Below are 26,679 nucleotides of genomic sequence, written 5' to 3'. Positions count from 1 at the left end.
CATCCCGACTGGAAATAGCCTCCCTTTGGATTCAAAAGGGCTATCCTGTTCGTACGGTGCTGCGTATCTGTAACGTTCCTCGTTCTACTTACTATTATCGTCTGTGTCATCCAGAACGTCAGCCATCTACAGGCAGTGGTCGCCCTATTCCAGGTTACTCCTTGGATCAGAATGGTGCTGTTGTTTTAGACGCACGCATTAAAGGGATTCTACGCCGTCTTATTAAAGGTCCTAACGCAGCTTTTGGTTACCGCAAGCTCACAATCTTATTACGCCGAAAATACCGCCTTGTCATTAATAAGAAGAAAGTATATCGGCTATGCAAAGAGCTGGGTGTACTGGCCCCACAACGTGAAATAACAAACGCTGTACCCAAAAAGGTAGCCAATAACCGCGTCGTTACTGGACCGAATCAAGTGTGGCAAATGGATATTAAATATGGATACGTAGCTGGTAAACGTCGGCATTTCTATTTAGCGAGCATCCTTGATGTATTCGATCGAAATATTGTTGCTCACCATCGGGGTAAGGCTTGTAGCACACAGGATATTCTGCAAATCGTACAGAAAGCCATTCTAAAACGAAATATTCACGGGCAAGAAACCAAGCTAGTTATACGTACAGATAACGGCCCACAGTTCGTGAGCAAGGCTTTCTACGCCTATTGTGAACTAGCTGGTATTGAGCATGAGCGCATTCCAGTTCACACGCCTAACAAAAACTCATTTATCGAGTCCTACCATAGTATCATCGAGAAAGAATGTTACCTACGTAACTGTTTTGAAACTTACGAAGAAGCCTTTAAGGAAGTGGATCGTTTTATTCGTTATTACAATAACGATCGCGTTCATGGCAGTCTTAAAGACTGGCCACCAAAGGACTATCTTCGGTTGGTACATGAAGGTAAGATAATCCCTCAAAAAATCGCCCTATAGTGAGACAGACCAATTAAAACCTTGGAAAATGTCCAATTTTAGGGGGTTGAACCGTTTTAAGCACTTTTCGATTAACAATTTGCCGCTGAGAGGTAATTGGTGGCCGCAACTAGTCTAATGTGAGTCTATCTCTTCAGAAATTCTGCCCAAAATGGCCTACACAAGGTAATTGTTGACCGCACAGCGTGCAGCTAGGTGCTCAAGAACAGGCGCCGCGAGGTTATGCGGAACAAAATGTCATGGAGGTTTATTTGTTATGAAAAAAAATTCTTTTAGATTGTACTACTTAGTATGGTTGATAGGAGCGATTATTTTAATCGTTCTAGGTAATCAATTGCTTGATTATTTTAATGAATCTGCAAAGAGGACATTTGATTATTCGTGGAATGTATGGGGGCCGGTCTTTATATATTTTATTTTTGGGGTTTATTTAGGGTTTTTGAACGGTTTACCTAAGAAAATTAGTTTTAATAAATCACTGTTTGTATTCGTGTTTATTCCAAGTTTATTCATGAGTTTGTATTTTATTTTGATGTTTTATTATAAATTACCTTTTGCTGGGGCTTATATGTTTCATATTCGGCAAAATGTACAATTCATATTTAATATTATTGCAGGGATGTCTTTTATTGTAAGTGTATTTAGTCTAACTAGATTAGACAAAAATAACTAACAAATTAATAAAACTGACCCCTGACGAGTACGAGTACAGGGGTCTTTTTAATTAGATTTGATTTCCACTATTTCATAAGCCCAAACAGCCGTTGCGGCCGACCGACAGTTCCATATTGCAAATTTTCGCTCGCTATTCCTTGTTCAATCAAATATTCTAAATAAGCTCGTGCCGTCGAGCGGCTGACCCCTGATAAATGGGCGATTTGTTCGGCGCTGCAGGGCTTTTCGTTATGACGCATCGTTAGCTTGATACGTTCTAACGTTCTGAGGTCGATTCCTTTTTGCGGATGCTGGTTGATCGATGGCTTGGCAGATCGGAACTTTTTTAGCCCTTCTACAAACTGCTGATCCGGTTTGGCAGGGGACAACAAATGAAGTTTAAACTGCTTGTATTTCTCCAATGTATCCTTCAACAAATCAAGATCAAAAGGTTTGATCAAGTAATCGAAAATTCCCAATTGAAACGATTCCTCAATTATCCCGATTTCCTTGGCAGCAGTGATTAAGATAACATCGCAAGAAATTTTTTCGGATCGGAGCGATCTTAGGACGTCAATACCTGAACGATCGGGTAAATAGACGTCAAGCACAAGTAGATCCGGCTTCAGATTTCTGGCGAGTTCCATCGTTTGAGCGTAATTGCCGGCAATTCCAGCCAGCTCATAACCATCCTGCATCTCGATATAGCCGGCATGCACCTTGGCGATCATAAAGTCATCATCGACGACCAATGCCCGCAGATTGGTTGGCTTCATTAAACATTCCTCCTAATGGGCAGACTTGCGCGAATCGTCGTTCCTTCTGTGGTACTATCGCAGGTGAGAAGACCGCCATGATTCGATATTAAACGGAACACATAGGCTAGTCCGAAGCCACGACCGTCTCCTTTCGTTGTCGCTCCGTCATTGAACATAATTTCTTTCACAGCAGGATCGACGCCAGGGCCATTGTCTTTTACATGAATAAGAAGATCGTCATCTTCCACCTTCAAAAATACTGTCACCGTCGGCTTCTGATTTTTCTCTGTGGACATCTGAATTGCTTCGAAAGCGTTTTCAATCGTATTGCCCAACAGCGTGACGACGATTTCCCGATAAGGGCATCGATCTGGTATATACGACTCTGTGTCGACGTTCAGCTGAATCCCAAGCTCCCTAGCCCGATGTGTTTTACCGATTAAAATACCGACGACGGAGGAATCTCGGACTTTGGCCAAGTAGAAATGCAGCGCATCTTGATACTCTTCATTAATTTGTTGGATGATTGCTTTGGCCTGATCATACTGCGATATTTTGATTAAACCCAGAATTAGATGAAGCTTATTCATGTACTCATGCCTTTGGCTTCGCAGCGTATCGACATACCTGTTGATGTCGGTAAGGCGATCATCGATTTGATTCAGCTGCATTTTATCCCGGAACGTACTGACCGCCCCGATCACTTGTCCTGACAAGGTAACGGGCACGCGGTTTGCATTAACAAGCGTATTACCGATGATCGTAGGCTGGTCATGCTGTGAAATCCCATTGTCTAGCACTTCTGGTAAGCGAGTAGTCGGCAGGACGTCGCAAATGCTTTTACCGATAAGCTCCGTATCTTCCATCCCCATAATTTTTTTGGCTTCCTTATTGCAGGTCACGATGTTTCCTTCTTTGTTGATAGCGATTATCCCCTCACTAATTGCATCAAGAATAGCAGATTGCTCTTGGGTTACGAAAGCGATTTCATAAGGCTCCATGTTAAAAATTTGTTTTTTGATATGACCAGATAACCAATAAGCGCCAAGTAGTCCGAAGAAGAGAGCTGCCGTTCCGATGATGAGTATCTTTTGAAGAAATACGAACAGTTGACTCCAAACGCTATTAAGCAAAATGACGACCGAGACGACACCAATTTGCTTATGGTTGCCGTCAAAGACGGGGGCTTTGCCCCGAACGGAAAATCCGAGGCTTCCTTGAGCCTGACTGATGCTTTCATTCCCGTTTAAAACCGCATCATTATCGTCTCCGACCATATGCTTCCCGATTTCCTCAGGATTTGTATGACTATAACGGATTAAGTTCATATTGCTGACGACGATCGCATCAGCCCCGACATTGTTCCGAATTTGCTCTGCGAGCGGCTGGATTGTAAGGGAAGGGTTGGATTGCTCGAACCCCTCCACAATTTGCGAAAGACTAGCTACGGTTTTGGCTACGCCCAGTGCTCGCTCGCCCGTTTCTTTAAATTGGTTGTTCGCGACAATATAGAACATGGCGGAGATGACTAGTACAAGAACGAACAGAATGTTCAAAGTAATTAGTATATTAATTTTACTTCGCAGTGTCATATTTCTAGATCGGCGCATACAAAACTCCCTAAATATATAGTCGAAACGTGGTATATTATCCTAGTTTAATGTCTGCTGCCGACAGCCGTAAAGACATAAATTGTTTCCGAGCCGTTAACAATATCGCCAAAATTAAAAAAAACCGTCAATAATCATATTATCGTTAAAATATTTCAAAAGTGATGGAATTGATTATAATTTGTCGAAAGCGCTAACAAAAACTGCTAGGGGGGCGTCAACATGGATAAAGCGATCTCTCGCTTGTCTGATTCACCAATGATCGACCTGCAAGGGGTCACGAAAGAGTTTTTGAAGCCGTCAGGCGAAATTCACACCGTTTTGCAGGGCATTAATCTTCGTGTTGAGAAGGGGGAGTTCTGCTCGATTGTCGGACCGACGGGATGCGGAAAATCGACGACGTTAAGTCTGATCGCCGGTTTTGAGAAGCCATCGCTTGGCACTGTACGAATTCAGGGAGAAGTGCTCGAAGGGATCAATCATCGAGCAGCATGCGTCTTTCAGACGGAGAATGCATTTCCCTGGAAAACAGTAATCGACAACGTGTCACTTGGTTTAAGACTGAACGGAATGCCCAAAAATGACGCTTATCAAGAGGCGAGACGGTGGATCGAGAAGGTGGGGCTCAGAGGCTTCGAAGGCCATTACCCACATCAGCTGTCCGGTGGAATGAGAAAGCGTGTCGCATTGGCTCAGTGCCTGATTACACAGCCGGAAATATTGCTTATGGACGAATCGTTTTCCGCTCTTGACGTGCACACGAGACATTTAATGGAAAACGAGCTATTGAAAATATGGGAGGAGACGTCGGCATCGGTCTTTTTCATCACCCATGACCTAGAAGAAGCAATCGCTTTAAGTGACCGTGTTATCGTTCTTACTGCAGGGCCGGGGGCAACGATCAAAGGCGATTACAAAATTCATCTGGAGCGACCAAGAAATGTGGCGGAAATTCGATTCGACCGTCAGTTCGCCGAGCTGCATGAGCAAATATGGAACGATTTGAGGGATGAGGTGATGGTCAGTTATGCAAACGCAAACAAAGCTTAATACACATGATGAGATCGTAGTTCGGAAAAAGGAAATGAGAGCGAAAGCGGTCAAAATCAAAATGCGCAACCTGATGCTGCAAATAATCGTCTTCATCGCGATTTTTGGTTCATGGGAGTTGTTGTCGGCTAATAAAATTATCGATCCATTCTTTTTCTCTAGTCCATACACCATCCTGAAGCAAATTATCGAATGGTTCATCGAAGGCACGAGCCAAGGTCCTCTGTATGTTCACTTTATCGTTTCATTTGAAGAAACGATCATCGCATTTATCATAGGCGTTATTCTGGGAGTTATTGCAGGTTATGCTTTGGGAAGAAACGATATTTTGGCGGTTATTTTTGGTCCATACATTCAAATGTTGAATGCGCTTCCAAGGGTCGTACTTGCCCCTATCTTCATCATCTGGTTCGGACTGGGCATGCCTTCGAAGATCGCGCTTGGCGTAACACTTACCTTTTTTATCGTGTTCTTTAATGCTTTTCAGGGAGTACGTGAAGTGGACAAGAATTTGTTGAACAACGCACGTTTGCTTGGCGCAAGCAAGACTCAATTGGCTCAGCATGTCATTATCCCTTCGGCCTTAACCTGGATTTTGTCCAGCTTGCATTCGAGCTTCGGCTTTGCACTTGTCGGCGCAGTCGTTGGGGAATTTATCGGTTCGACCAAAGGGCTAGGATTTCTTATTGCCCAAGCGCAAGGTGCTTTCAATACAACCGGCGTGTTTGCGGGGATGGTTCTTTTATCAGTGACGGCATTGGTTGCCAACTGGGCTGTGATCAAGCTGGAGAGACGGTTTATCGCATGGAGACACGTTCGGCAATAATCTCATGGTAGTACGAATTTATTTTATTATAAAAAGGGGAAATGACGATGAAACTAGGTAGAAGCACGAAATTAGGCTTAAGCGTTGTGATGTCACTCGGATTGATTTTGGGTGGATGTGGAACCCAGGCTTCGGATAAGACAGCTTCTTCTGTGTCACCAACAGCTCAGGCTAAGCTTTCGAAAATTAACATCATGGTCGGCGGCTTGGAGAAAATTATTTATATGCCGGCTAAATTGACAGAAAACTTAGGCTACTTCGCAGAAGAAGGACTCGAAGTGATCTTGACGAGCCAGGCGTCCGGTGTCAATGCGGAGCAGGCGCTTATTGCAGGCGAAGTTCAGGGGGTAGTCGGCTTCTACGATCATACGATCGATATGCAAGCGAAAGGGAAAATGCTTCAAGAAGTCGTCCAATTTGCTAAGAATCCTGGGGCACGTATAATGGTATCAAATAAGAAGAAGGATGAGATCAAAGGCTTAGCCGATTTGAAGGGAAGAAATATCGGGATTACAAGCTCTGGCGCATCGTCGCACTTTCTTGTGAACTACCTAGTAACAAAAGGCGGTAATTCGACCAAAGATTACGTGCCATTGGCTGTAGGCGCAGGCGCAACGCTGATTGCCGCTATGGAACAGGGACAAGTAGATGTAGCATGGGCGACGCAGCCAACTACGGCATTGCTGGAGCAAAAGGGCATTGCATCGACATTTATCGATCTGGAAAGTCAGGATGGGGCTAAGGAAGCGCTTGGCGGGAGTTACCCAGCATCAAGCTTGTATATGAATGCGGACTATGTGAAGGCAAATCCGGAAGTGGTGCAGTGTTTGGCTAATGCCTTCGTCAAAACTTTGAAATTCATGAGCACGCATACGGCGGAAGAAATTGCTGACAAGCTGCCGAAGGAATATTACGCAGGTGATAAAGATATGTATGTGAAATCCCTTCAATCCAGTCTTGCCATGTTTACAAGTGACGGAAAAATGCCAGAAGGCGGTCCGGAAAAAGTATTGGAAGTTCTAACGTTGTTTACTCCAACGCTTAAAGACGCTAAGATCGATCTTTCCAAAACGTATACGAACGAATTTGTTGACAAAGTGAAGTAATATAGCCGAAGTAAATGTAACAAAAGCCTCGTCAGAAGCCTGAACCCTATCGTTCAGGCTTCTTTATTTTTCTTCATCACAAATACAAGGCGGTGCTTCTTTGCCTTCCATTAAACGAAGCAACAGATCGAAGAATTGCTTGCGTTCTTCTTGCGAGAAATTGCCTAATAACTTACTTGCGATTTCTGATTGAACCTTTAATACGTGGTTAATGTTCGTCTGTGCAAGCTCAGTAAGCTGAATCAGAATTGCTCTCCGGTCAGTTGGATCAGGCACACGGATTAGAAGTTTATCTTGTTCTAGCGCATCTACGAAATCTGTCACAGTCCGGGCTTTGACCCCGAGCTTAATCGCAAGCTCGTTCATGCGAATTCTGCCCGATTCTGATACGACGGTTAATAGACGCAGTCTAGGACCTGAAATTTGATAAGGCATATGCAGTTCGGCTAATCGTGCTTCAAACTGCCTTTCAATATAATGGGTTGTTCTAAATAATTCGTGCAGCACATCAATGGGTAATGGATGATCGTCGCCGGGAAGCATACACAACCTCCTTGAAATAGATGATTACTCAGTTATTGAGAATCGTAATTATCTTATGACCACATAGTGAGGTATCTCAGTATATTATAGATTGCGCATATCGATAAGGCAAATTCAAATACTTGACATTTAGACTAAAACTGTGTATCCTCATAGTTGTGTTTACAGAGGAACCTCATAATATATAAACTCACTTCTTGTTTATATGTCTCTTAGTTTCTTAAGATATAACATTATAATTTACACAACATAGGAGGAACTATCATGTCCACAGTTTTATTCGTAAAAGCCAATAATCGTTCACAAGAGGAATCCGTAACGGTTAAACTTTATAGTACGTTCTTGGCGAACTACAAAGCAGCTAACCCAAGTGATGAAGTAATTGAATTGGATCTATACAATGAGCAATTACCTTATATGAGTGCCGCAATGATTAATGGTATATTTAAAGTAGCCCAAGGTATGGAGACAACAGCTGAGGAACAACAACTAGCTGATATTGCAAATCGTCATATTGATCAATTTATTGCAGCTGACAAGGTTGTATTCGCATTCCCATTATGGAACATGACAGTTCCAGCCGTTCTTCACACATACATTGACTATTTGAACCAAGCAGGTAAGTCCTTCAAATATACAGCTCAAGGTGTAGTTGGGTTATTGGAAGGTAAGCAAGTTATGCTTCTAAACGCAAGAGGCGGCGATTACTCGCAAGCCCATATGCAAGCTTACGAAATGGCTGTTAATTATGTTGCTCGCAATATGCAGCAATTTGGTATCACAGATGTAACTACAATTGTTATTGAAGGGCATAACCAATACCCTGATCAATCAGCAGCGATTGTTGAGCGTGGACTAGAATCAGCAGTTGCCGCTTCCAAACAGTTCTAATAGCCCTATATAATTAAGAAGCCCGGAATAAGAACACTTTTAGGAGTGCCTTATACGGGCTTGTTTTTTCAGGAATTTAGTTGGTGGAAGTCTCTTTAGTCTCATAAAATATATCAGTTATATATTTCTTGATTTGCTGTTCATCAGTCGTAATAACATCGGACCCATCAATCTTTTCTTCGTGTAATAGGTCCATAGGTGGCAACTGAACGGTTTCAATTGTATTTGCACGAATATGATAGCCAAGATTCGCAAGCTTTAGCATATCTCCTAAATCCATATTTGTTGTCATGTATGGAGCAATTTTATCTAGTATACTGGGGAGCTTGAGCAAGCTGGTTGTTGACTGAAGTTTCTCTCCGATGACTTTCAATAATTTGCGTTGGCGCTCTGTACGCGAATAATCAGATAATGCATCATGACGAAAACGAGCATACTGTAAAGCCTGATTCCCATTTAGATGCTGAAAACCTTTTTTTAAATCGATCTGATACTCTGGCTTATCTGCCTTATCGGAATATTTCAAATCCTTCTCAACCTCAAGATCGACACCGTCAATCGCATCGACAAGCGTAATAAAACTATCCATATCTACGTAAAAATAATAATGAATCGGAAGGCCTGTAAATTCTTCAATCGTTTTCATTGAAAGCTCGGGTCCGCCAAACGAAAATGCGGCATTCAATTTATTCATACCACGCCCAGGAATTTTCACGTATGTATCACGTAATAATGAGAACAATGAAACCTTCTTCGTTGAAGGATCAATTGACAGGATGAGGCTCGTATCGGAACGTCCGCGATCATTGCTTTCTCTGCCATCTCCTCCAAGAAGCAGGATGTTGACTCGTTCCTTCCCCTCCCATACTGGAGGTTGATACGGTGTAGGCGCAGGTCCGTTTGGTCCTCCAATTTCCTGGTTTAAGGCGGTTTGGGTTGGATCTTGTGTAGGGTGATGAATCTTGGATGAAAATTGAATAATCGAAAAACTATAATAACCAATAACGATTAAAATAAGAGTGCTTATGGATAGTAAGATCCATTTCATTTTTTTTCTCACAAAAATATACCTCACATAAAGAATTTTGGTCTTAAGCAAATCTTTTATTTATTATCATACATGATTATGCAGGTGGCTGCATCTTTTTGGGGGGATAAATTGATTGATAGTGTGAATGGATCGAGTAGAAAGGAGGAACAACACATGAATGAAAGCAGCAATCGGCTAGGTGAATTGATAAAATCAGCTTTGAAAGAAAAATCATTATCGATGCGGAAGCTGAGTGCCATGACAGGAATCGATACAGCTACAATTTCACGTATTGCGAGTGGCAAGCAGCAGGCTAGTATGGAATATTTGCAAGTCTTTTCTAGAACACTTCAAGTCCCTGTTAAGTTGCTACTTGAAGCAAATGGCTTAGAAATTAATCCTGATGTTGAACGCTCCGAGCTGGATATTTCGATGGAATCTATTCAAGAGATGCTTGCTTCATCGAATTTATTTGATCATCGTAACACGATGCAGCGAGTTGAAGAGGAGCTTGTTAAGTATGAACGATATGCACAAACCGAAGAGGGACAGCGCATTATTCGCGATGGCTTTGATAGCAAAATTCAACAGGTAGATGGGGCGGGCCCTTTCATTGTGCATTTAAAAGAGATGTTTATTCGCTTCTCAGCACAGGATGTTACAAATGAAGAACGCGCGATTTTGGGGGGCGTCTTGTTATATTTCATTTTGTCAGCGGACATCATACCAGACTATGTATTTCCAATTGGATATTTGGATGATGCCATTGCTGTAAAATTAGCGTTACAGCGTTTATCCGATCTTCGGGCTTAAAACCGCCACTAGGCACAAAATAAACAAAAAAACTTGAGTCAGCTATAGAGAACCGTTACCCTTAGTTCCTTATGCCGATCTCAAGTCATTGATTTTTACTATATTAATGTTTGATTAAAAAAAGGAATTAGCTGCAATCAGGAGAAGCAAAACACCGCTGATCAAGGTGCCAAATTGGCCGACGGATAATTTTCCGATATGGATATTGGCTACTTTACTGCCTAGATATACCCCTAACCATACAGTCACAAAGCTCGCAATTGATGCGGTAACTGCAATCATGAGAGGCGGCAATCCGAGTAAGCCTGCACCTAATCCGCTAGTCAGTGCATTCGCTGAAAGTGCTACCCCGAGCACGATGGATTCAATCCATCCAATATCTCCGGATTTATCGAAATCTACTTTTTCTGGGTTTTGTAATATGCCTCTTATACCATTAGATGACGGTACCGTCTGCTCCGTTTGATCCTCTTTTTTCGATTTGCGTGGAATTGCTAGCAAGATGATTCGAATCCCAATGATCGTTAGCAAAAATGCGCCTAGCACGATCGGCAGAATACCAGGCATGGTCTGTGATAACCACTGCCCAAAATAAATGCCCGACATACTGAATAAGAAACAGATAACCGTTATGAGTAAATTGGATTGAATTCGAATCTTAATACCCCGAATGCCATACGTTACGCCAACCCCCAAATTATCAATGCTTGAAGCAATCGCTAAACCCAAGATCATAAGCCACTCCATAGTTCAGAACTCCTCTCCGCTAATCATATTCGTAATTACTTGACAGTATATTGTGCCGTTGAGAAAAAGTGCCTTTCCTTGTTTAACTTGTTGAGTAATGAGTAACAAATTTTTCGTATTCTAGAATTTATAACATTCGTATCATAAATTCTAAGTAATACCTTACGAAACGCACCCGTCTTTAAGGACGGTAAAACCGTTTCTTCTTGGTTTGTAACACCATATGATTAGAATTCGCGAAAGTTATCTTGTCTTAGCAGAATGTTGAGATTTCCTCAACAAAATGTTGTGATACACGCACCAACTGGGCCAATTTGAATACAGTGTAAAAAATGAAACTTGGAGGTCATCTTATGCTGTATTTAATAGCATTTTTGAAGGGATTAGGATTTGGAGTGATTGCTGTCGTGCTGATGCCAATCCTTAGCATTATAAGTTTCAAGGAGATAAGGAAAGGAAACCATACACAAGAAAGCAAGCGGGAAAGTATGAGTAAAGTGGGGTGGATGGGTTCTGCAGATGCAGATGCAGGTTCGGTCAAAATTGGCCGATAGTAGGTCATGAATGGCCCCACCAGTGTAGGTATCCGTTCAAGCAAAGCCACTCAACGCTGAATAAATTAACGTAGAGGTTGAGGAGGCGTATGAACATGCCTATGAAAAATGGACTCCAATATATTGAGCGTATAAATAAGAACATGGCGGACGTTTGGTTAGCAGGTGAGAAGGTGAAGGGACCTATCTCAGAGCATAGAGCTTTCAAAGGTCTTATGACAACTCAGGCATCTATGTATGATATGCAGTACGAAGAACAATGGAAGGCGAAAATGTCATATCCTTCTCCGCTGACAGGCGATCCGGTCGGCCTTTCCTTTATGCAGCCTAAGACGAAGAAGGATCTTGCCGCACGCAGAGAAATGATGCAGGCATGGGCACACATGCATCACGGATTTCTGGGCCGCTCCCCCGATTACATGAATACAGCACTCATGGCGTTTTCAACGGCTGCGGGTCTGCTGGAAGAAGGCAATCCACAATATGCTTCGAATTTAAAGGAGTACTATGAATACTGCCGTGAGCAAGACATTACGCTCTCGCATGTGTTTATTCAGCCGAAGGCGAGTCGAATTCCAAATGTTCTAGATTTTTTTGATTATCCGTCAGCGGCCCGTGTGGTAGATAATAATAAGGACGGTATTGTGGTTCGTGGATCCTTCTTAATAGATACGCAAGGGGCTACCTCGGATGAGATTCTTGTGTTTCCAACACCGTCCCCTTCCACTGAAGATGAAAATCCATATGCATTTGCATTTGCAGTACCGAGTAATCTGGTCGGGATCGAATTTGTTTGCAGGGAAAGCTTTGTAGGCGGCGATTCCTCATACAATTATCCGCTGAGCTCACGGTTTGAGGAAATGGATACGGTGGTCATCTTCAATGACGCTCTGGTCCCATGGGACCGGGTTTTTATATGCGGGGATGAGAAGATTGCACTTCGCTTCTTCAGTGAAAGCCATTTTTATAATCATTCAAGTACACAAATTATGTCAAAGAACATTGCCAAAACAGAGTTTTTGCTAGGAACGATTGACAACATGATCGAAGCGGCAGGACTGGATAAATATGATCATGTGATCGAGAAAGTGACAGAGATTATCGTCGCTCTGGAAACACTGAAAGGGCTTCAGATCGCTGCTGAGAAAGGAGCATCCCGCGACCGCTGGGGTAGTATGCTTCCCGATCAGAAGCCGCTTCTTGTTGCAAATGCTTATTTTCCGAAAATATATCCACGCATGATTGAAATCGTCCAATTAATTGGATCCAGCGGTCTGATCATGATTCCAGACGAGAGTGACTTTAATAGTGGGATCAGCGGTCTGTTAAATTATTATCTGAAAGCCATTAATCTGGATGCTAAAGAAAATGTGCAGTTATCAAGGCTTGCTTGGGAGCTGAGCGTTAGTAGCTTTGGAGGACGTCAGGCGGTATACGAACGTTTTTTCTTTGGCAACTCTAGTAGTGTGAACAACCGCTTGTACCACGGATATTCCAGCAGGGAAATGTATAAAAAAAGGGTGAAAGATTTTTTATCATAAAAAAATATAAGATTGCAACTATCCGGCATTTTTGGTCAGATGGCTGGCAATCTTTTTTTGGACTTATTTTTTGTAAATTACAACGGTTCTTGCAATTCGATCATAGAGAGTTTGTCTTTGTTTGCTCCAAAAAGGACTTAACAAATATATAAATGCTAACCCGTACACCAATGCTAATAACGTGTAGATCACATACGATGGGTAATTAGAAGGAATGGCCATATGCCATATCGTAAAATGAGCCAGCTCCCAAGGGATGAATTTAAGAGTCGAACGAAACAAGGACTTTCCAAGGGAGAGGGGATTTCCATTCAGGTTTGCTACCGCAATTCCCATTTTGCGTTTACCCCACGAACCTTGCAATTTCGTACTCTCACTTATTGCGAAATAGAGATACACAGGCAATGTAATGAGTAAGAAACCTGATAGCTCTGCAATCAAAGGGTTTAATGTGAATAATGGAATGAGTAACGGCCTTGCTACTATAAAAATAATAACTAGAAAACAAATATAAACCGAAATCAGAATATAATCCCACAAAAAGGCGAGAAGACGAGTGGTAATCGGGACTTGCTTTGACATGATCCCCTCCGAGAAAGTTAATAGAATGGTCAGAATATAATTATCTTAATGGAATAATTATACAAATGTCTGCGATATGGAACAATATCTTTTTTGCCCCGATTACCGTGTGTAGAGGCAGCATTAGAATTCCGCCAATGACTTGTGCAATGACTGAGAAGTAATTTAACGGTAAGTCCGGAATTAAAATAGCGAACGCTGCAATGACTAGACTGCCGATATAGACAGCGTAGAATTTTGGTGAATCAGATACCTTGTCATTGAGACTTTTGGACCAGCCAAATAATTCAGCGATGCTCCAGGAGGAAGATAGAGACACGGTTATGGATGCCAGGAAGCCGGCATTGAACAGTCCAAGTCCAAAGAGGATTGCAGGCCACCGCCCTACAACGTCATTAAGTGCACTGATCATTTCAGATGGGCCTGCGTCACTGATATTTTGCACATGGCCAAAGAGTGCTGCGCCACAAATAATGATACCTGCTGCGATGATGACCTGAATGATGCAACCTACTGGCCCCTGTCACTGCATAAGAAATTGCCCCACCTGCATCATTATTAGCCATGGCAGCGAGCAAACCTGGACCCATTAGAGCCCACAAAACCCAGAAGAATCGTCGCCATCCCGATTTACGCTTAGCAACCATTTCACGAAATTTAGATTGATTTACATATGGAGTTACTTCTGAAGAGCTCAATATTGATTTCTCATTACTCATATCTGCTTCACATCCCATACGAAATTTTTACAATCTTCATCAGTCAAGCATTTCTTTTACAAATAAAGACACCTGTTGATGATGAATTGAAAATATCCTATGAGGAGGCATCAAAAAAAGTGCTTGGGCATTGAGGAAAATGTTGAGGAAATTTCAACAGAATACGAAAAAGCCTTTGTTTATGTTGATTTTTTATCAACAATTTATATGGAGATGGTGAGGTAGCTGACCGATAAAGCTTTCTTATAATTTAAATTTTCTGTTGATTTATCGCAAAGGGTTATGTTTAACTATAGAGGTGAAATCGTATTACTACTTTTTTCCTGCGAAAGGAGATGTTTATTAAATGACAGCTTATATGGTATTGGTGGTTTTAATTTAACCGAATATCGGGCATAGTAAATTCCAATCTTTGATTATAGCTTGGAATGAGAGAAAATGGGGATATCACCCGTGTTTTTGCTATGCCGTAAACAGTAACCTTTCGTGAATACTGCTGTTAGCGGGATACGATGAAAGTCGTATCCCTTTTTGATTATAAGCCGACTTTTGGCTTTTCGCCGCGAAACAGCAGCTTCTTAGGAGGCTGCTTGTTCGCGGTATTTTTATGCCCAAAAACAACATTAATTTTTTGGAGGAGATAGATTCAATGATTGATTTGAAACAATATGGCTATATCGAAGCCGAAACGCCGCCGATAGGTTTGATACCCGGAAGGGTTACGGAACTTCAGCGAGATCAATATACCGTCATCACAGAACAAGGAGAAGTGACAGCTGTATTGAAGGGCGCGTTCTACCACACTGCGGGGACTCGGGAAGATTTTCCATGCGTTGGGGATTTTGTATTTCTACAATACAACGAAAACGGCGCTTCGCGCATTGCCGAATTGCTGCCTCGCCGCTCGAAATTTTCCCGCGCTGACTATTCGGGACACGCAGCAGGGTATGTCAAAACCATACTAGAGCAAGTCGTAGCAACGAATTTTGATTATGTATTTATCGTGTCGTCCCTAAACTGGGACTTCAAGGTCAGCCGCATCATGCGCTACCTGACACAGACACGTCAGAGCGGAGGCGAGCCTGTCGTAATCTTAACAAAAGCTGACTTGGTCCCGGATATCAGCGCACCGTTAGCTGAGGTTCAGAAAATCGCTCCTGATGTGCCAGTACACGCAGTTTCCAGTCACACCGGGAGTGGTTTAGACGGGTTGAGTGAATATCTGCAACCAGGAAAAACCGTGGTATTCCTCGGCATGTCCGGCGTGGGGAAATCCTCGCTGCTAAACGCCTTGATGAATCAGGTAGTGACGACTGTCAAAGCTATCCGCGAGGCAGACAGCCGGGGCCGGCACACAACAACGCATCGCCAGCTTTTCATGCTCCCTTCCGGCGCGATGGTTATTGATACACCGGGTATGCGTGAACTTGGGCTGTTCGGTGCGGACGACGGGATCAGCGCGGGATTTAACGATGTGGAGGAATTATTCACACAGTGTCACTTCAATGACTGCCGCCATCGAACGGAGCCAGGCTGCGCAGTTCTTGCCGCCCTTGCTGATGGATCATTGGCACCAGAGCATTGGGAGCATTACCTTATGCAGAAGCGAGAAAACAGGTTTGTGGATAATAAATCGGGGTATCTCAGGGATAAACGGGCGTTGCAAAAGTCGATTGCCGTGCAACATAAGGGTAAAAAAGGAGGATACAAGAAATGAACAACCATGATGTATAAATTCGCTGAGTCGCCCGAAGATAGATCACGGCACCTCAATACCTTGCAAAAAATCCATGAGATGAGCTTAAATTAGTTGACACTAATTTTAATATGTGATAAAAATTGATAATATCAATTCGACAAAATAATACTTGGGCTATGAAAGGGTAAAGTAGTGAAAATCTCCCTATAACAGAGAGCTGATGGTTGGTGTGAATCAGTATAAAGATTATTCATGAAGTTCGTCCTGGAGCATCTTTCATCAATCTCACGTTGTGAGGAAATGAAGGACGGTAGTGAATACCGTTATCAAATAAAGTGGTGAAGAATTTTGTTCACAACTAGGGTGGTACCGCGATATTGATCGTCCCTACGTATTTACGTAGGGACGTTTTTTATTTAAGTCTTACTCTTGTTGTATCTTCATAACTAGGGTGGTACCGCGATATTATATCGTCCCTACGCATTTGCGTAGGGACGATTTTTATTTAAACACAGATAGGAGAGACAGAGATGAATTCACAGCAATGGACATCGAAATTAGGCTTCATTTTAGCTGCAGCAGGTTCAGCAATAGGTCTTGGCGCGATTTGGAAGTTCCCGTATATGGCCGGTATTGGAGGCGGCGGTGCGTTCTTCCTTATTTTTATCGGATTTACTTTATTAATTGGTTTACCGTTATTACTAGCGGAATTTGTAATTGGACGAAGTACACAAAAAGAGGTAGTCGATGCATATCGAGAAATTGCTCCTAAAACGCGATGGCAGTGGGTCGGTAAATTAGGGATTGCAACATGTTTCATATTGCTTTCATTCTACAGTGTTGTGGGAGGATGGATTCTATTATATTTATGGAATGCAATCACAGGCAGACTATGGGAAGGAAATGGCGCGTACGAAGCCACCTTTAATGAAATCATTTCAAATCCCTATTTAGCGGTTGGATCACAGCTATTATTTATTCTTATTACGATATTTATCGTAAGTAAAGGTGTACAAAACGGTGTTGAAAAAGTAAATAAATATTTCATGCCGGCACTGTTTGTTTTATTCTTTGTATTAATTATTCGTGCTCTTACATTAGATGGAGCTGGAGAAGGGGTTCGTTTCTTCTTACAACCTGATTTCTCACACGTAACATCTGAAGTAGTTTTATATGCGATGGGGCAATCGTTCTTCTCATTATCTGTCGGTGTAGGCGTAATGGTAACGTATAGCTCATACTTGCCGAAAGAAGAAAGTTTACCGCGTTCTGCATTTTCTATCGTCGGTTTAACACTTGTTATTACATTGCTTGCAGGGCTTGCTATTTTCCCGGTTGTATTTGCATTTGGAATGGAACCATCTCAAGGACCAGGTCTTTTATTTATTGTATTGCCAGCGATTTTCAGCAAAATGGCATTTGGAAAATTATTTTTCATTATTTTCTTGTTACTATTTTTCTTTGCAACGATAACATCAGCCATTTCGATGTTGGAAATAAGCGTTGCCTCTTTAACGACTAAAGGTAAAAGTAAAGGGAAACGCGAAAAAATGGCTTTGATTGTCGGATTGTTAATCTTTGTTGTAGGGATTCCATCGGCGTTATCAAATGGCGTATTAAGTGATGTGAAATTGTTTGATAAAACGGTTTTTGACCTAGCAGACTTTGCAGTAAGTAATGTTCTTATGCCACTTGGTGTACTATTAGTTGCGATCTTCGTACCGTTCAAAATGAAGAAAGATGTATTAATGAAAGAACTGAGTGTAAGTAAAAATAAAGGATACAAATTATTTATATTATGGTTATTCTTACTTCGCTATATAGCACCGATTGCCATTATTATCGTATTTTTAAATGTAATTGGCGTGATTTAAAAAACAAGAGGCCCTAGCATAACGTTATGTTAGGGCCTTTTCGCTATAAAATTATTATCCGATTTTCAAAAAGATTCTGGCTATTTTACGTTCATTGACGACTCCCGCACGATAAGGCGGTGTGGAATGACGACGTTAGGTTGTTTAATCGTTTCGCCTTTGATTTTGCGGATCAATGATTGTGATGCCGTATAACCAAGCTGATAGATACCTATGTCGATCGTAGAAAGCGGAGGAGTGGCCAGCTCGCAAATCTAAATATTGTTGAAGCCGATCAAGCTGAGATCCTTCGGCACGGTATAGCCGAGTTCATTCAAGCCGCGGAGGACACCGAACGCGATAATATCATCTGTTACTACCAGTGCTGTGGGTCTAGTTGTAATGGACATTATTAGCGACATGGCCCGGTAGCCGCTCTCTTGTAGGAAGTCGCCTTCGACGAACCAGTCGGGATTCGGCTTAAGCCCGGCTTCCTGCATTGCGTTCATATAACCTTGCAGCCGATCCTTCGAAACGATCAGGTTCTGCGGACCACTGACGAAGCCGATTCGGGTGTGTCCCTGGTTTATCAAATGTCTCGTCGCATCATATCCAGCCTGTATGTTGTTGTTGTCGACGGATAGCACGTCGTCGAAATCTTCATTGCGTCCGATCAAGACGAAAGGAAACTCGTTATCGCGCAAAAAGGAGATGACGGGATCGTTTTTGCGTGAATGCATCAAAATGACGCCGTCTACCCGTCTACCCTTGACCAGTCTAGTAATCGCTTCGACTTCTTCCCACTCTCCAGCGCCAGTCGTCATCATGAGGTCGTATCCGGCTCTAGTCGATTGCGCAACGATGCCGCGTATTACCTCAGGAAAAAACAAGTTCAAAAATAATTCTTCCGGCTTGGGCAAATAGATACCGATCGTGCTCGTCGTCTTGGATACGAGGCTTTTGGCTAGCACATTCGGGTGATAATCCAGTTCTTCCATGACGGCTTTCACTTTATCGGATGTCGATTGGCTGATCCGGGGGTGATTGGAAATGACGCGCGATACGGTGGAGGGTGAAACCCCCGCCCGTTTGGCGACGTCGATGATCGTAACTGACATAACATCCATCGCTCCATCGTAAACTTTTAGTTGTTTAAACCATAACCATTTCTTCTTGTATCCTAACGCATCCCACTAATTCATGCAATCGTGAGCGAGCCAAGTATTTTATGCAAACGTTTGTGCAAATTTGTTATTATAATATCGTATTCTTATTGGTTTGTAAACGCATGCAGGCTTCATTTGAGAAAAATAATTAGAAAATTTTAATAAATTAAGAAAAGTAGAGTAATTTTAAGAAATTTGAAGATAATAGGCAAAAATCTTGACAAAATATCTACGCAAACGTTTTTCCTATTCTTCAGCAAGCAGTTATGATAAAGACAAAATGTAAGGGCTTGCATTTGGCGGATATACCCGAATATCAAAGGAAGTCCAATGAATTCTGTTAGTTTGGCCTAATGTCAGATTATCCAAGACAAACGTTTGCGCAATGGTGCATTTCGCATGCCAAACGCGAAAATATGGAGATCGAGGGGAGGAAAGCATCGGGAATATCAGCGAAAAGGGAACAAATTCGTAGCATTTAGCGAAATATGAATGTACATAACAACCAATTTTAAAGACGAGGGGAGTTTTATTGTCGTGAAAATTAGAAAAATTAGAAAAATGGTAGCCGGGTTGTCTGCGATGACAATGGTGTTTGCACTAACAGCGTGCGGAGGGGGATCTGGCAGCTCGTCAGCGAGTTCGAGTTCACCACAACCAACCGCTACGCCGGCGGCAGTATCGGCAACGCCTGGGCCAGTTACAGATGAATTAAAGCCTGAAGCAGGCGCGTCGCTCGTCATTTGGGAAAGCAAAGAAGCGCGTCCATACCTGGAAGAAATTATGAAGGAGTTCACGGCTAAATACGACGTGAAAGTGAAGATCGAAGAACTTGGCGCAGGCGACCAAATCGGCAAATTGACGACCGACGGTCCTGCAGGCGTAGCAGCCGATGTTGTCATGCTGCCGCACGATCAGCTGGGCAAAGCCGTATCTGCTGGTCTTGTGCTTCCAAATGACGTTTATGGGGAAGTGACGACTAAAGAAAATTCCGAAGTTGCGGTGAAAGCGGCATCGTTCGGCGGAAAGCTCTATGGTTATCCGAAATCGGTTGAAACGTATGCGTTGATTTATAACAAGGATCTTGTGAAAACGCCTCCGAAGACGTTCGACGAAGTCACAGCGTTCGCCAAAACGTACAACGATCCGAAGAACAACAAATACGCATTCATGTGGGAAGCTGGCAACTTCTACTTTAACTATTTATTCCTCGCTACAACTGGCGGGTATGTATTCGGTAATAACGGGACGGACAAAAACGACATCGGCTTGAACAACGATGGAGCTGTAAAAGGCGCGCAATTCTATGGTTCCCTTGCAAAGGATTTGCTGCCGATGAAATCCGGCGACGCCACTTATGATATTAAGAAAGGCTTGTTCACCGCTGGCACACTAGCGATGGATATTAACGGTCCTTGGACGATCGGTGATTACAAGAAATCCGGTGTGAATTTCGGCGTAGCTCCGATTCCTTCTATCGATGGCAAACCTTCCGTATCGTTCTCAGGTGTTAAAGCTTGGTACGTCAACGCATTCTCAAAATATCCGAATGCCGCAAGACTGTTCGCTCGATTCGCATCTACGAAAGAAGCGCAAATGCAAGATTTCAAACTGACAGGTGCATTACCTTCCAATAAAGAAGCAGCGCAAGATCCGATCATTAAGAACGATGAACTGGTTACGGGCTTCCTACAGCAGTTCGAACATTCATACCCGATGCCTGCGATCCCGGAAATGGGCAGCGTTTGGGAACCGATGGCCGCGGCAATGTCAGATATTTGGAATAATGGCAAAGACGCGAAGGCTGCACTTGACAACGCTGTTCAGCAAATTAAGGATGCAACAGCCAAAAAATAATATTTTTCAAGCAACGAATTACCCATCAAGCGAATCGTTTGGTGGGTGATTCCTTAGTTATTTTTTGCATGTTCTGTATGAAAGGAGAAATTGGTGTGGGACATAAACGGGTAAAAGCAGCTGTTCTCTCCTTGGTCGTTCTCGGTCTTGGGCAAATTTTCAATCGTCAGTATGTGAAGGGCATTATTCTGCTGCTTATCGATATTCTAGGGATTACGTTTTTCTCTAATACTTTGGCTCATGCTATCTGGGGGATTTATACGCTTGGAGAGGCTCCTTCTCAGATGGTGCTTGTCGACGGAATCACGAAGAACGTTCCTGGCGACCATTCCATTTTTTTGCTGATTGAAGGCATTATCGTTCTGATCTTATTTCTCATTTTCGTTTCGATATACATTTATGGCGTCCGGGACGCCTACCAGGTAGGTAAAGCTTGCGATCAAGGCGAACTTACACCGGGAGTCAAGCTGTTCAAATATAAAACCGACAAATTTCCTTATGTATTACTGATCCTGCCGGCGATTGGCGTTTTGTTTATTACCGTGATGCCGGTTATCTTCATGATTCTGGTTTCTTTTACGAACTATTTCGCTCCTGAGCATATTCCGCCTGCCAATCTCGTCAGCTGGACCGGATTTCAGACATATATCGATCTTGTTCAATTAAAAATGTGGAGCAGTACTTTTTTTGGTGTGCTCAGTTGGACTGTTATATGGGCGATCATTGCGACGACGACCTGTTACTTCGGAGGCCTTCTCGTTGCGCTGCTCATTCAGCAAAAAGGCATTCGTTTCAAATCGGCATGGCGGACGATCTTCATCCTGCCCTATGCGATTCCGCAAATTATTTCCTTGCTTGTCATGCGTAACTTGTTTAACGGTCAATTCGGACCGATTAACCAGTATCTCGCTTTTTTCGGACTGGATAAAATTCCATGGCTGACAGATCCGCTGTGGGCGAAAGTAACGGTAATTGTAGTTAACATGTGGGTCGGCATTCCGGTTTCGCTCATTTTGATTCTCGGTATTCTTACTTCGATTCATAGAGATTTGTATGAAGCCGCGGAAGTGGACGGTGCAAGCGCCTACCAGAAATTTCGCGTTATTACGCTGCCGATGGTCATGTTCGCTACCGCGCCCGTACTCATTATGCAATTCGCAGGTAACATCAACAATTTTAATGTGATCTACCTGATGACTAATGGCGATCCGAAAGTCGGCGATTACAGATTTGCAGGAGCGACGGACTTGCTCGTAACCTGGCTGTACAAACTGACGCTCGACAATAGCCAGTTCAACATCGCGTCGGCAGTCGGTATTGTTATTTTCATCATGGTCGCTTCCTTGTCAATCTGGAGCTTCCGAAAAACTGCATCCTTCCGAGAGGAGGATATTATCCAATGATCAAGAATCGTCGTAAAGAAAACCTAATTCGCTTAACCTTCAGCTACATTCTGCTTACCATTATCGCCATCTGCTGCCTATATCCAGCGCTTTGGGTCATTGTATCTTCGATGAGACCGGGAACCGCGCTTTTTAGCCCGACTTTTCTCCCAAAAAAGCTCACGCTAGAACATTATTCCGAACTATTTAATTCGACAAGCATCATGTTTGGAAGATGGTACTTGAACACGCTGAAGATCGCTTTTCTTACCATGTTGTTTAGTTCTGCACTTGTTTTGATGACAGCTTATTCGTTGTCCCGATTCCGGTTCAAAGGCCGCAAGATAACTATGACCGCGATCCTTGTCATCGGTATGTTTCCAGGCTTTATGAGCTTGATAGCCATTTACATTCTGCTTATGCAGCTGAATTTGCTCGACACCCATACTGCCATCGTACTCGTGTATTCGGCGGGAGCGGGGCTTGGCGCGTTCGTCGTCAAAGGCTTCTTCGACTCTATTCCGAAGGGCATCGAGGAATCTGCTCGAATCGACGGTGCAAGCCATATGCAGGTGTTCACAAAGATTATGCTGCCACTGTCCAAACCGATGCTCGTCTATGTAATGCTGACGACGTTTACAGGTGCTTGGGGTGACTTTATTTTTGCAAGAGCAGTACTGCGTACTAAGGAACAATGGACGATTGCAGTCGGGATGTGGGATATGGTGAACTCCCAGCAGAATAGCAACTTTACACTGTTCGCTGCAGGCAGCGTGCTCGTTGCTGTGCCAATCACCCTCTTGTTCATGTATTTGCAGCGTTTCCTTGTAGAAGGCTTGACCGCTGGAGCGAATAAAGGATGAGAAGAAGGTGTTTCTGGACATGGATATGGATGGTCGTTGCGCTTAGTTTGATGATAGCCGGCTGCAATTCGCAGGTTTTAAATAATAAGGATGCGAAATCAGGCGTGTTCTATGAAATCTTCGTGCGATCGTTCTACGACTCGAACGGTGACGGGATCGGCGATCTGCGCGGCGTGACGATGAAGCTGGATTATTTGCAGGAACTCGGTGTAAGCGGAATTTGGCTGATGCCAATTCATCCTTCGCCGAGCTATCATGGTTACGACGTCACGGATTATTATACGGTAAATCCCGATTACGGCACGCTTGACGATTTAAAGCAGCTGACGGAAGAAGCCCATAAACGCGGCATTAGTGTCATTATTGATTTCGTGGCGAACCATACGAGCGACAAGCATCCATGGTTTGTGGATTCGGCCAAAGGGAAAGACAATCCGTATCGCAATTGGTATATATGGAACGAGGGCGAGAATACGAAGCTCCCTGCTGACGGAGCGACAGGGGCGTATCCGTGGCATGACCTTGGCGGCAGTCGATATCTCGGCATTTTCTGGGAGGGGATGCCCGATCTGAATTTTGATGAGCCCGCGGTACGTTCTGAAATGATAAAGATCGGTCAATTTTGGCTGAAGCAAGGGGTTGACGGCTTTCGCCTAGACGCAGCCAAACATGTAAACGAAGACTTCAAATCGACTGCCGCAAGCCCTGAAACGAAGCAAAAAAACGTGGCATGGTGGCAGGAGTTCCGCAATGGATTGAATGAGGTGAAAAAAGATGCGTACGTGGTCGGAGAAATTTGGGATTCGCCGGTCGTGATCGCACCTTACCTCGAACAAGCGCTTGATGAAGGTTTTAATTTTGATTTGGCCAAAAAGCTCGTCAGCGCCGCTTCCCGAGAGACGGACGCCGATATCGCCTTCGCGTTGAATCGTACATATGGGTTGTACGCGAAATATACGGGCGGGAAAATCGCGGATGCCCCATTCCTAACGAATCACGACCAAAACAGGGTCATGAGTGAATTGGAGGGTGATTTGAATCACGCTAAGACGGCTGCCGCAATGCTCATGACGCTGCCCGGAACGCCGTATATGTATTATGGCGAAGAAATCGGCATGAAAGGCATGAAGCCGGATGAATATATCCGCGAGCCGATGCTGTGGGGCGAAGAAGGCGATAAAGGCCAAACGCGCTGGGAGACCTCGAGGTATAACGTGAAGGACCCAGTTACGGTATCCGCTTCGAAGAGCGATAAAAGCTCGCTCTGGTACACGTACCAAATGCTGATCGATTGGCGCAAGAGGGAGCCGCTGCTTCGGACGGGTGGAATAGACGAGTTTACTACGGGTAATGCGCTGGTTACTGCGTATTTGAGAACCGCTGAGAAGGAGCGGGTACTCGTCGTTCATAACATGTCCGGAAGCGAACAGACGGTGAAGGTCGCCGTTCCACAAGATCAGAAAGCATTCGGTAAAGTAACGCTCGCGAGCTCTGAAGGAATCGAGCTGAGCGGAAGTGAGCTGAAACTTCCGCCTTATGCATCCGCGATATTAAAATAGCAAAAGCCTCCAGTTCACTGTTTGAGTGGATTGGAGGCTTTTGTAGTTATACAGAATTTTAATTATCTGCCTTAAGCACGCGATAGCCAAATGCAGGCAACGTCAGCTCCAGTCGATTCCCTGTCGATGGAACGGTGGCGTCAGTCCAAGCGTCGCGCCACTCAGATCCACAGCCTTTGAGGACGAGCTTTCGCGCCCGCTTGCTGTTGTTGATCGCCACGATCAGGCGCTCCTCCTGATTGGTGCGCTCGTAAGCGAGCCGCATGTCGCCCGATTCTGCATGGAGAAACCGGAATTCCCCGGTTCGAAGCGTAGAATGCCGTTTGCGCAGTTCGATGAGTTCCTTATAGAAACGGAACAGGTCGGCATCCTGCTTCACTGGGTCCCACTCCATGCATTTGCGACAATCCGGATCGGCGCCGCCTTCGAGACCGACTTCGTCCCCGTAATAAATGCACGGAACGCCTGGATAAGTGAATTGGAACAGGGCTGCAAGCTTCATCCGAGCGTGGTCGCCGCCGCATTGGGTGAGCAGGCGCGGCGTGTCGTGGCTGTCCAAAATATTGAACGCCGATATAGTCGCTTGCTCAGGGAAGGCGGCGATGAGCGCTCCGATCTCGCTGGCGAACTGCTCCGTATCTGTAAGCCGTTTCGTGAAATAGTCGAGCACGGCGTTCGTGAACGGGTAGTTCATGACAGCGTCAAACTGATCTCCTTGCAACCACATCATCGAGTCGTGCCAGATTTCCCCCAGAATGTAAGCCTCGGGGTTGGTGGCCTTGACCGTATCGCGGAACTCACGCCAAAACCGGTGATCGACTTCGTTCGCGACATCCAGCCGCCAGCCGTCGATGCCGACTTCTTCGATCCAATAACGGGCTACGTCGAGAAAATATTTTTTGACGCTTGGGTTTTCCGTGTTAAGCTTCGGCATATGCGGCTCGAACGCGAACGCGTCGTAAGTCGGTACACCGTCTTCTACGCGCAGCGGCCATTCCTTCACATGGAACCAATCGGCGTATTCGGAAGACTCGCCTTTTGCCTTCGCGTCGAGAAACGGCCCGAACGTGCCGCCGGCGTGGTTAAACACCGCATCGAGCAGCACCCGGATACCACGCTCGTGGCAGGCGTCGACGAGCCGCTTCAGCAAGGCGTTGTCTCCGAAATGCTTGTCGACCTTCAAATAATTCTGGGTGTCGTATTTATGGTTAGTTGTCGCTTCAAACACCGGGGTAAAATAAATCGCCGTCACGCCGAGCTCATTTAAATGATCCAGATGGTCCATTACGCCTTGCAGGTCGCCCCCGAAGAATGAATTCCATTCCGGCTTGCCTCCCCAGGGAAGTACGTTTGCCGGATCATTGGCAGGGTCGCCGTTTGCGAACCGTTCAGGGAAGATCTGATAAAATATGGCGTCTTTCACCCATGCTGGAGGCGTAAAGATGTCCGCTGGATTCAAGAACGGATACTCGAACATTCCGATATTGGTTACAGGCGTAGCGGCTTGAAACCCGCGTTCTGTAAGCCATGCCGTCTCTTCCCCGTCCGTAAATTTGAATGAGTAGCATAGCCTGCGATAAGGCGGCGTCGTTTCAGCCTGCCAGTAATCGAACAGTGCGTCGGAAATCAGCTTTCGCATCGGGATTTCCTGTTTCGAGCTCTCGAAGACGTACTTGTCGGCGACAATAAGCGTTACCAACTTCATATCGTCTTTACGGGTGCGGACGCGCACATGGACGGTGCGTTCGTCGCGAGCGTACGACCAATTCAACTTCGGTCTGTGATAAATTGCTTCCAATTCCATTTCGTAATGACCTCCTCAAAGTTTTGCTTTAGCGTAAGCACCTGCTTACCGAGCAAAACTCGCATCGGAAGCATGGGCTTAAGATTCGCGACAACAAAAAAAGGCACAGCCTCATCCGCATCGCGTTCGAGGTTGTA

Annotated in this window: 24 protein-coding genes, 1 pseudogene and 1 other annotated feature; of the genes and pseudogenes, 15 read left to right on the top strand and 10 right to left on the bottom strand. The window is 44.2% G+C overall.

All coding sequences use genetic code 11. The annotated features are described in order from the left end of the window. Together E0485_RS19285 and E0485_RS19280 are read left to right on the top strand one after the other, a co-directional pair. Window positions 1-935 (top strand): IS3 family transposase (locus E0485_RS19285; protein WP_132419710.1); only part of this gene is annotated, 935 nt, incomplete at its 5' end. A gap of 256 nt (window positions 936-1,191) precedes the next feature. Then, window positions 1,192-1,608: a hypothetical protein gene (locus E0485_RS19280; protein WP_132419709.1), complete on the top strand. Its 417-nt coding sequence runs from the start codon at window positions 1,192-1,194 to the stop codon at window positions 1,606-1,608. 67 nt (window positions 1,609-1,675) lie between these two features. On the opposite strand, the gene E0485_RS19275 is transcribed toward E0485_RS19280, so the two are convergent. Next, a complete protein-coding gene (locus tag E0485_RS19275; protein ID WP_132419708.1) occupies window positions 1,676-2,365 on the bottom strand; it encodes a response regulator in 690 nt (229 codons plus the stop codon). After that, window positions 2,365-3,957 carry an ATP-binding protein gene (locus tag E0485_RS19270; protein WP_132419707.1) on the bottom strand — a complete coding sequence of 531 codons (1,593 nt, stop codon included), beginning with the start codon at window positions 3,955-3,957 and terminating at the stop codon, window positions 2,365-2,367. Before E0485_RS19270 ends, E0485_RS19275 begins: the two co-directional genes overlap by 1 nt. 222 nt (window positions 3,958-4,179) lie before the next feature. On the opposite strand from E0485_RS19270, the gene E0485_RS19265 reads away from it, so the two are divergent. From E0485_RS19265 to E0485_RS19255, 3 genes are read left to right on the top strand one after another with little or no spacing between them, the layout of a single operon-like run. Next, window positions 4,180-5,007: an ABC transporter ATP-binding protein gene (locus E0485_RS19265; protein WP_132419706.1), complete on the top strand. Its 828-nt coding sequence runs from the start codon at window positions 4,180-4,182 to the stop codon at window positions 5,005-5,007. Further along, window positions 4,985-5,833: an ABC transporter permease gene (locus E0485_RS19260; protein ID WP_132419705.1), complete on the top strand. Its 849-nt coding sequence runs from the start codon at window positions 4,985-4,987 to the stop codon at window positions 5,831-5,833. The genes E0485_RS19265 and E0485_RS19260 overlap by 23 nt, the downstream gene beginning before the upstream one ends. Window positions 5,834-5,880: 47 nt before the next feature. Continuing rightward, window positions 5,881-6,939 (top strand): ABC transporter substrate-binding protein, encoded by a 1,059-nt coding sequence (locus E0485_RS19255; RefSeq protein WP_132419704.1) that lies wholly within the window; start codon window positions 5,881-5,883, stop codon window positions 6,937-6,939. Window positions 6,940-7,002: 63 nt separating this feature from the next. Here the strand turns inward: E0485_RS19255 and E0485_RS19250 are convergent, their stop codons facing one another. Continuing rightward, window positions 7,003-7,482: a MarR family winged helix-turn-helix transcriptional regulator gene (locus E0485_RS19250; protein WP_132419703.1), complete on the bottom strand. Its 480-nt coding sequence runs from the start codon at window positions 7,480-7,482 to the stop codon at window positions 7,003-7,005. Window positions 7,483-7,746: 264 nt separating this feature from the next. On the opposite strand from E0485_RS19250, the gene E0485_RS19245 reads away from it, so the two are divergent. Further along, on the top strand, window positions 7,747-8,373 hold the full coding sequence (locus E0485_RS19245) for an FMN-dependent NADH-azoreductase (RefSeq protein ID WP_132419702.1): 627 nt from the start codon (window positions 7,747-7,749) through the stop codon (window positions 8,371-8,373). 76 nt (window positions 8,374-8,449) lie between these two features. Here E0485_RS19245 and E0485_RS19240 read toward each other — a convergent pair whose 3' ends face one another. Further along, window positions 8,450-9,433 (bottom strand): LCP family protein, encoded by a 984-nt coding sequence (locus E0485_RS19240; RefSeq protein ID WP_207911017.1) that lies wholly within the window; start codon window positions 9,431-9,433, stop codon window positions 8,450-8,452. A 144-nt stretch (window positions 9,434-9,577) separates the two neighbouring features. Here E0485_RS19240 and E0485_RS19235 point away from each other — a divergent pair, with 144 nt between their 5' ends. Next, a complete protein-coding gene (locus E0485_RS19235; protein WP_132419701.1) occupies window positions 9,578-10,216 on the top strand; it encodes a DUF1232 domain-containing protein in 639 nt (212 codons plus the stop codon). 114 nt (window positions 10,217-10,330) lie between these two features. Here E0485_RS19235 and ytaF read toward each other — a convergent pair whose 3' ends face one another. Then, the gene (gene ytaF, locus E0485_RS19230) at window positions 10,331-10,963 is read right to left on the bottom strand and encodes a sporulation membrane protein YtaF (protein ID WP_132419700.1); all 633 of its coding nucleotides are present in this window, start codon (window positions 10,961-10,963) and stop codon (window positions 10,331-10,333) included. 353 nt (window positions 10,964-11,316) lie between these two features. On the opposite strand from ytaF, the gene E0485_RS19225 reads away from it, so the two are divergent. Continuing rightward, window positions 11,317-11,517 carry a hypothetical protein gene (locus tag E0485_RS19225; RefSeq protein ID WP_132419699.1) on the top strand — a complete coding sequence of 67 codons (201 nt, stop codon included), beginning with the start codon at window positions 11,317-11,319 and terminating at the stop codon, window positions 11,515-11,517. A gap of 95 nt (window positions 11,518-11,612) precedes the next feature. After that, window positions 11,613-13,058 carry a 4-hydroxyphenylacetate 3-monooxygenase, oxygenase component gene (gene hpaB / locus E0485_RS19220; protein WP_132419698.1) on the top strand — a complete coding sequence of 482 codons (1,446 nt, stop codon included), beginning with the start codon at window positions 11,613-11,615 and terminating at the stop codon, window positions 13,056-13,058. A 63-nt stretch (window positions 13,059-13,121) separates the two neighbouring features. Here hpaB and E0485_RS19215 read toward each other — a convergent pair whose 3' ends face one another. From E0485_RS19215 to E0485_RS25555, 3 genes are read right to left on the bottom strand one after another with little or no spacing between them, the layout of a single operon-like run. Continuing rightward, window positions 13,122-13,640 (bottom strand): RDD family protein, encoded by a 519-nt coding sequence (locus E0485_RS19215; RefSeq protein WP_132419697.1) that lies wholly within the window; start codon window positions 13,638-13,640, stop codon window positions 13,122-13,124. A 40-nt stretch (window positions 13,641-13,680) separates the two neighbouring features. Continuing rightward, window positions 13,681-14,112, bottom strand: coding sequence for a divalent metal cation transporter (locus E0485_RS25560; RefSeq protein WP_235857636.1), 432 nt, complete (start codon window positions 14,110-14,112; stop codon window positions 13,681-13,683). Then, complete coding sequence (locus tag E0485_RS25555; protein ID WP_235857635.1) at window positions 14,069-14,359, bottom strand: hypothetical protein; 291 nt, start codon at window positions 14,357-14,359, stop codon at window positions 14,069-14,071. Before E0485_RS25555 ends, E0485_RS25560 begins: the two co-directional genes overlap by 44 nt. 649 nt (window positions 14,360-15,008) lie before the next feature. Between E0485_RS25555 and rsgA the strand changes: the two genes are divergently transcribed. Together rsgA and E0485_RS19200 are read left to right on the top strand one after the other, a co-directional pair. Then, window positions 15,009-16,076 (top strand): ribosome small subunit-dependent GTPase A, encoded by a 1,068-nt coding sequence (gene rsgA, locus E0485_RS19205; RefSeq protein ID WP_132419696.1) that lies wholly within the window; start codon window positions 15,009-15,011, stop codon window positions 16,074-16,076. 149 nt (window positions 16,077-16,225) lie between these two features. Next, window positions 16,226-16,450 (top strand) — a binding site (T-box leader). Window positions 16,451-16,588: 138 nt separating this feature from the next. Continuing rightward, window positions 16,589-17,932 (top strand): sodium-dependent transporter, encoded by a 1,344-nt coding sequence (locus E0485_RS19200; RefSeq protein ID WP_132419695.1) that lies wholly within the window; start codon window positions 16,589-16,591, stop codon window positions 17,930-17,932. An 80-nt stretch (window positions 17,933-18,012) separates the two neighbouring features. Here E0485_RS19200 and E0485_RS19195 read toward each other — a convergent pair. Further along, a pseudogene (locus E0485_RS19195) lies at window positions 18,013-19,029 on the bottom strand (LacI family DNA-binding transcriptional regulator). A 585-nt stretch (window positions 19,030-19,614) separates the two neighbouring features. Here E0485_RS19195 and E0485_RS19190 point away from each other — a divergent pair. The 4 genes from E0485_RS19190 (at window position 19,615) to E0485_RS19175 (ending at window position 24,738) form a co-directional block, all read left to right on the top strand. After that, window positions 19,615-20,934, top strand: coding sequence for a sugar ABC transporter substrate-binding protein (locus E0485_RS19190; RefSeq protein WP_328591326.1), 1,320 nt, complete (start codon window positions 19,615-19,617; stop codon window positions 20,932-20,934). 95 nt (window positions 20,935-21,029) lie between these two features. Beyond that, a complete protein-coding gene (locus tag E0485_RS19185) occupies window positions 21,030-22,337 on the top strand; it encodes a carbohydrate ABC transporter permease (protein ID WP_132419693.1) in 1,308 nt (435 codons plus the stop codon). Continuing rightward, the gene (locus tag E0485_RS19180) at window positions 22,334-23,179 is read left to right on the top strand and encodes a sugar ABC transporter permease (RefSeq protein ID WP_132419692.1); all 846 of its coding nucleotides are present in this window, start codon (window positions 22,334-22,336) and stop codon (window positions 23,177-23,179) included. Before E0485_RS19185 ends, E0485_RS19180 begins: the two co-directional genes overlap by 4 nt. Next, a complete protein-coding gene (locus E0485_RS19175; protein WP_132419691.1) occupies window positions 23,176-24,738 on the top strand; it encodes an alpha-amylase family glycosyl hydrolase in 1,563 nt (520 codons plus the stop codon). The genes E0485_RS19180 and E0485_RS19175 overlap by 4 nt, the downstream gene beginning before the upstream one ends. A gap of 58 nt (window positions 24,739-24,796) precedes the next feature. Here the strand turns inward: E0485_RS19175 and E0485_RS19170 are convergent, their stop codons facing one another. Further along, window positions 24,797-26,542 carry an alpha-glycosidase gene (locus E0485_RS19170; RefSeq protein ID WP_132419690.1) on the bottom strand — a complete coding sequence of 582 codons (1,746 nt, stop codon included), beginning with the start codon at window positions 26,540-26,542 and terminating at the stop codon, window positions 24,797-24,799. Window positions 26,543-26,679: the final 137 nt, after the last annotated feature.

This window comes from Paenibacillus albiflavus (genome assembly GCF_004344915.1).
GTDB classification, from domain to species: Bacteria; Bacillota; Bacilli; order Paenibacillales; family NBRC-103111; genus Paenibacillus_AM; species Paenibacillus_AM albiflavus.
Note: the sequence above shows the minus strand (reverse complement) of the source record. Positions and strands in the feature narration are given on the sequence as shown.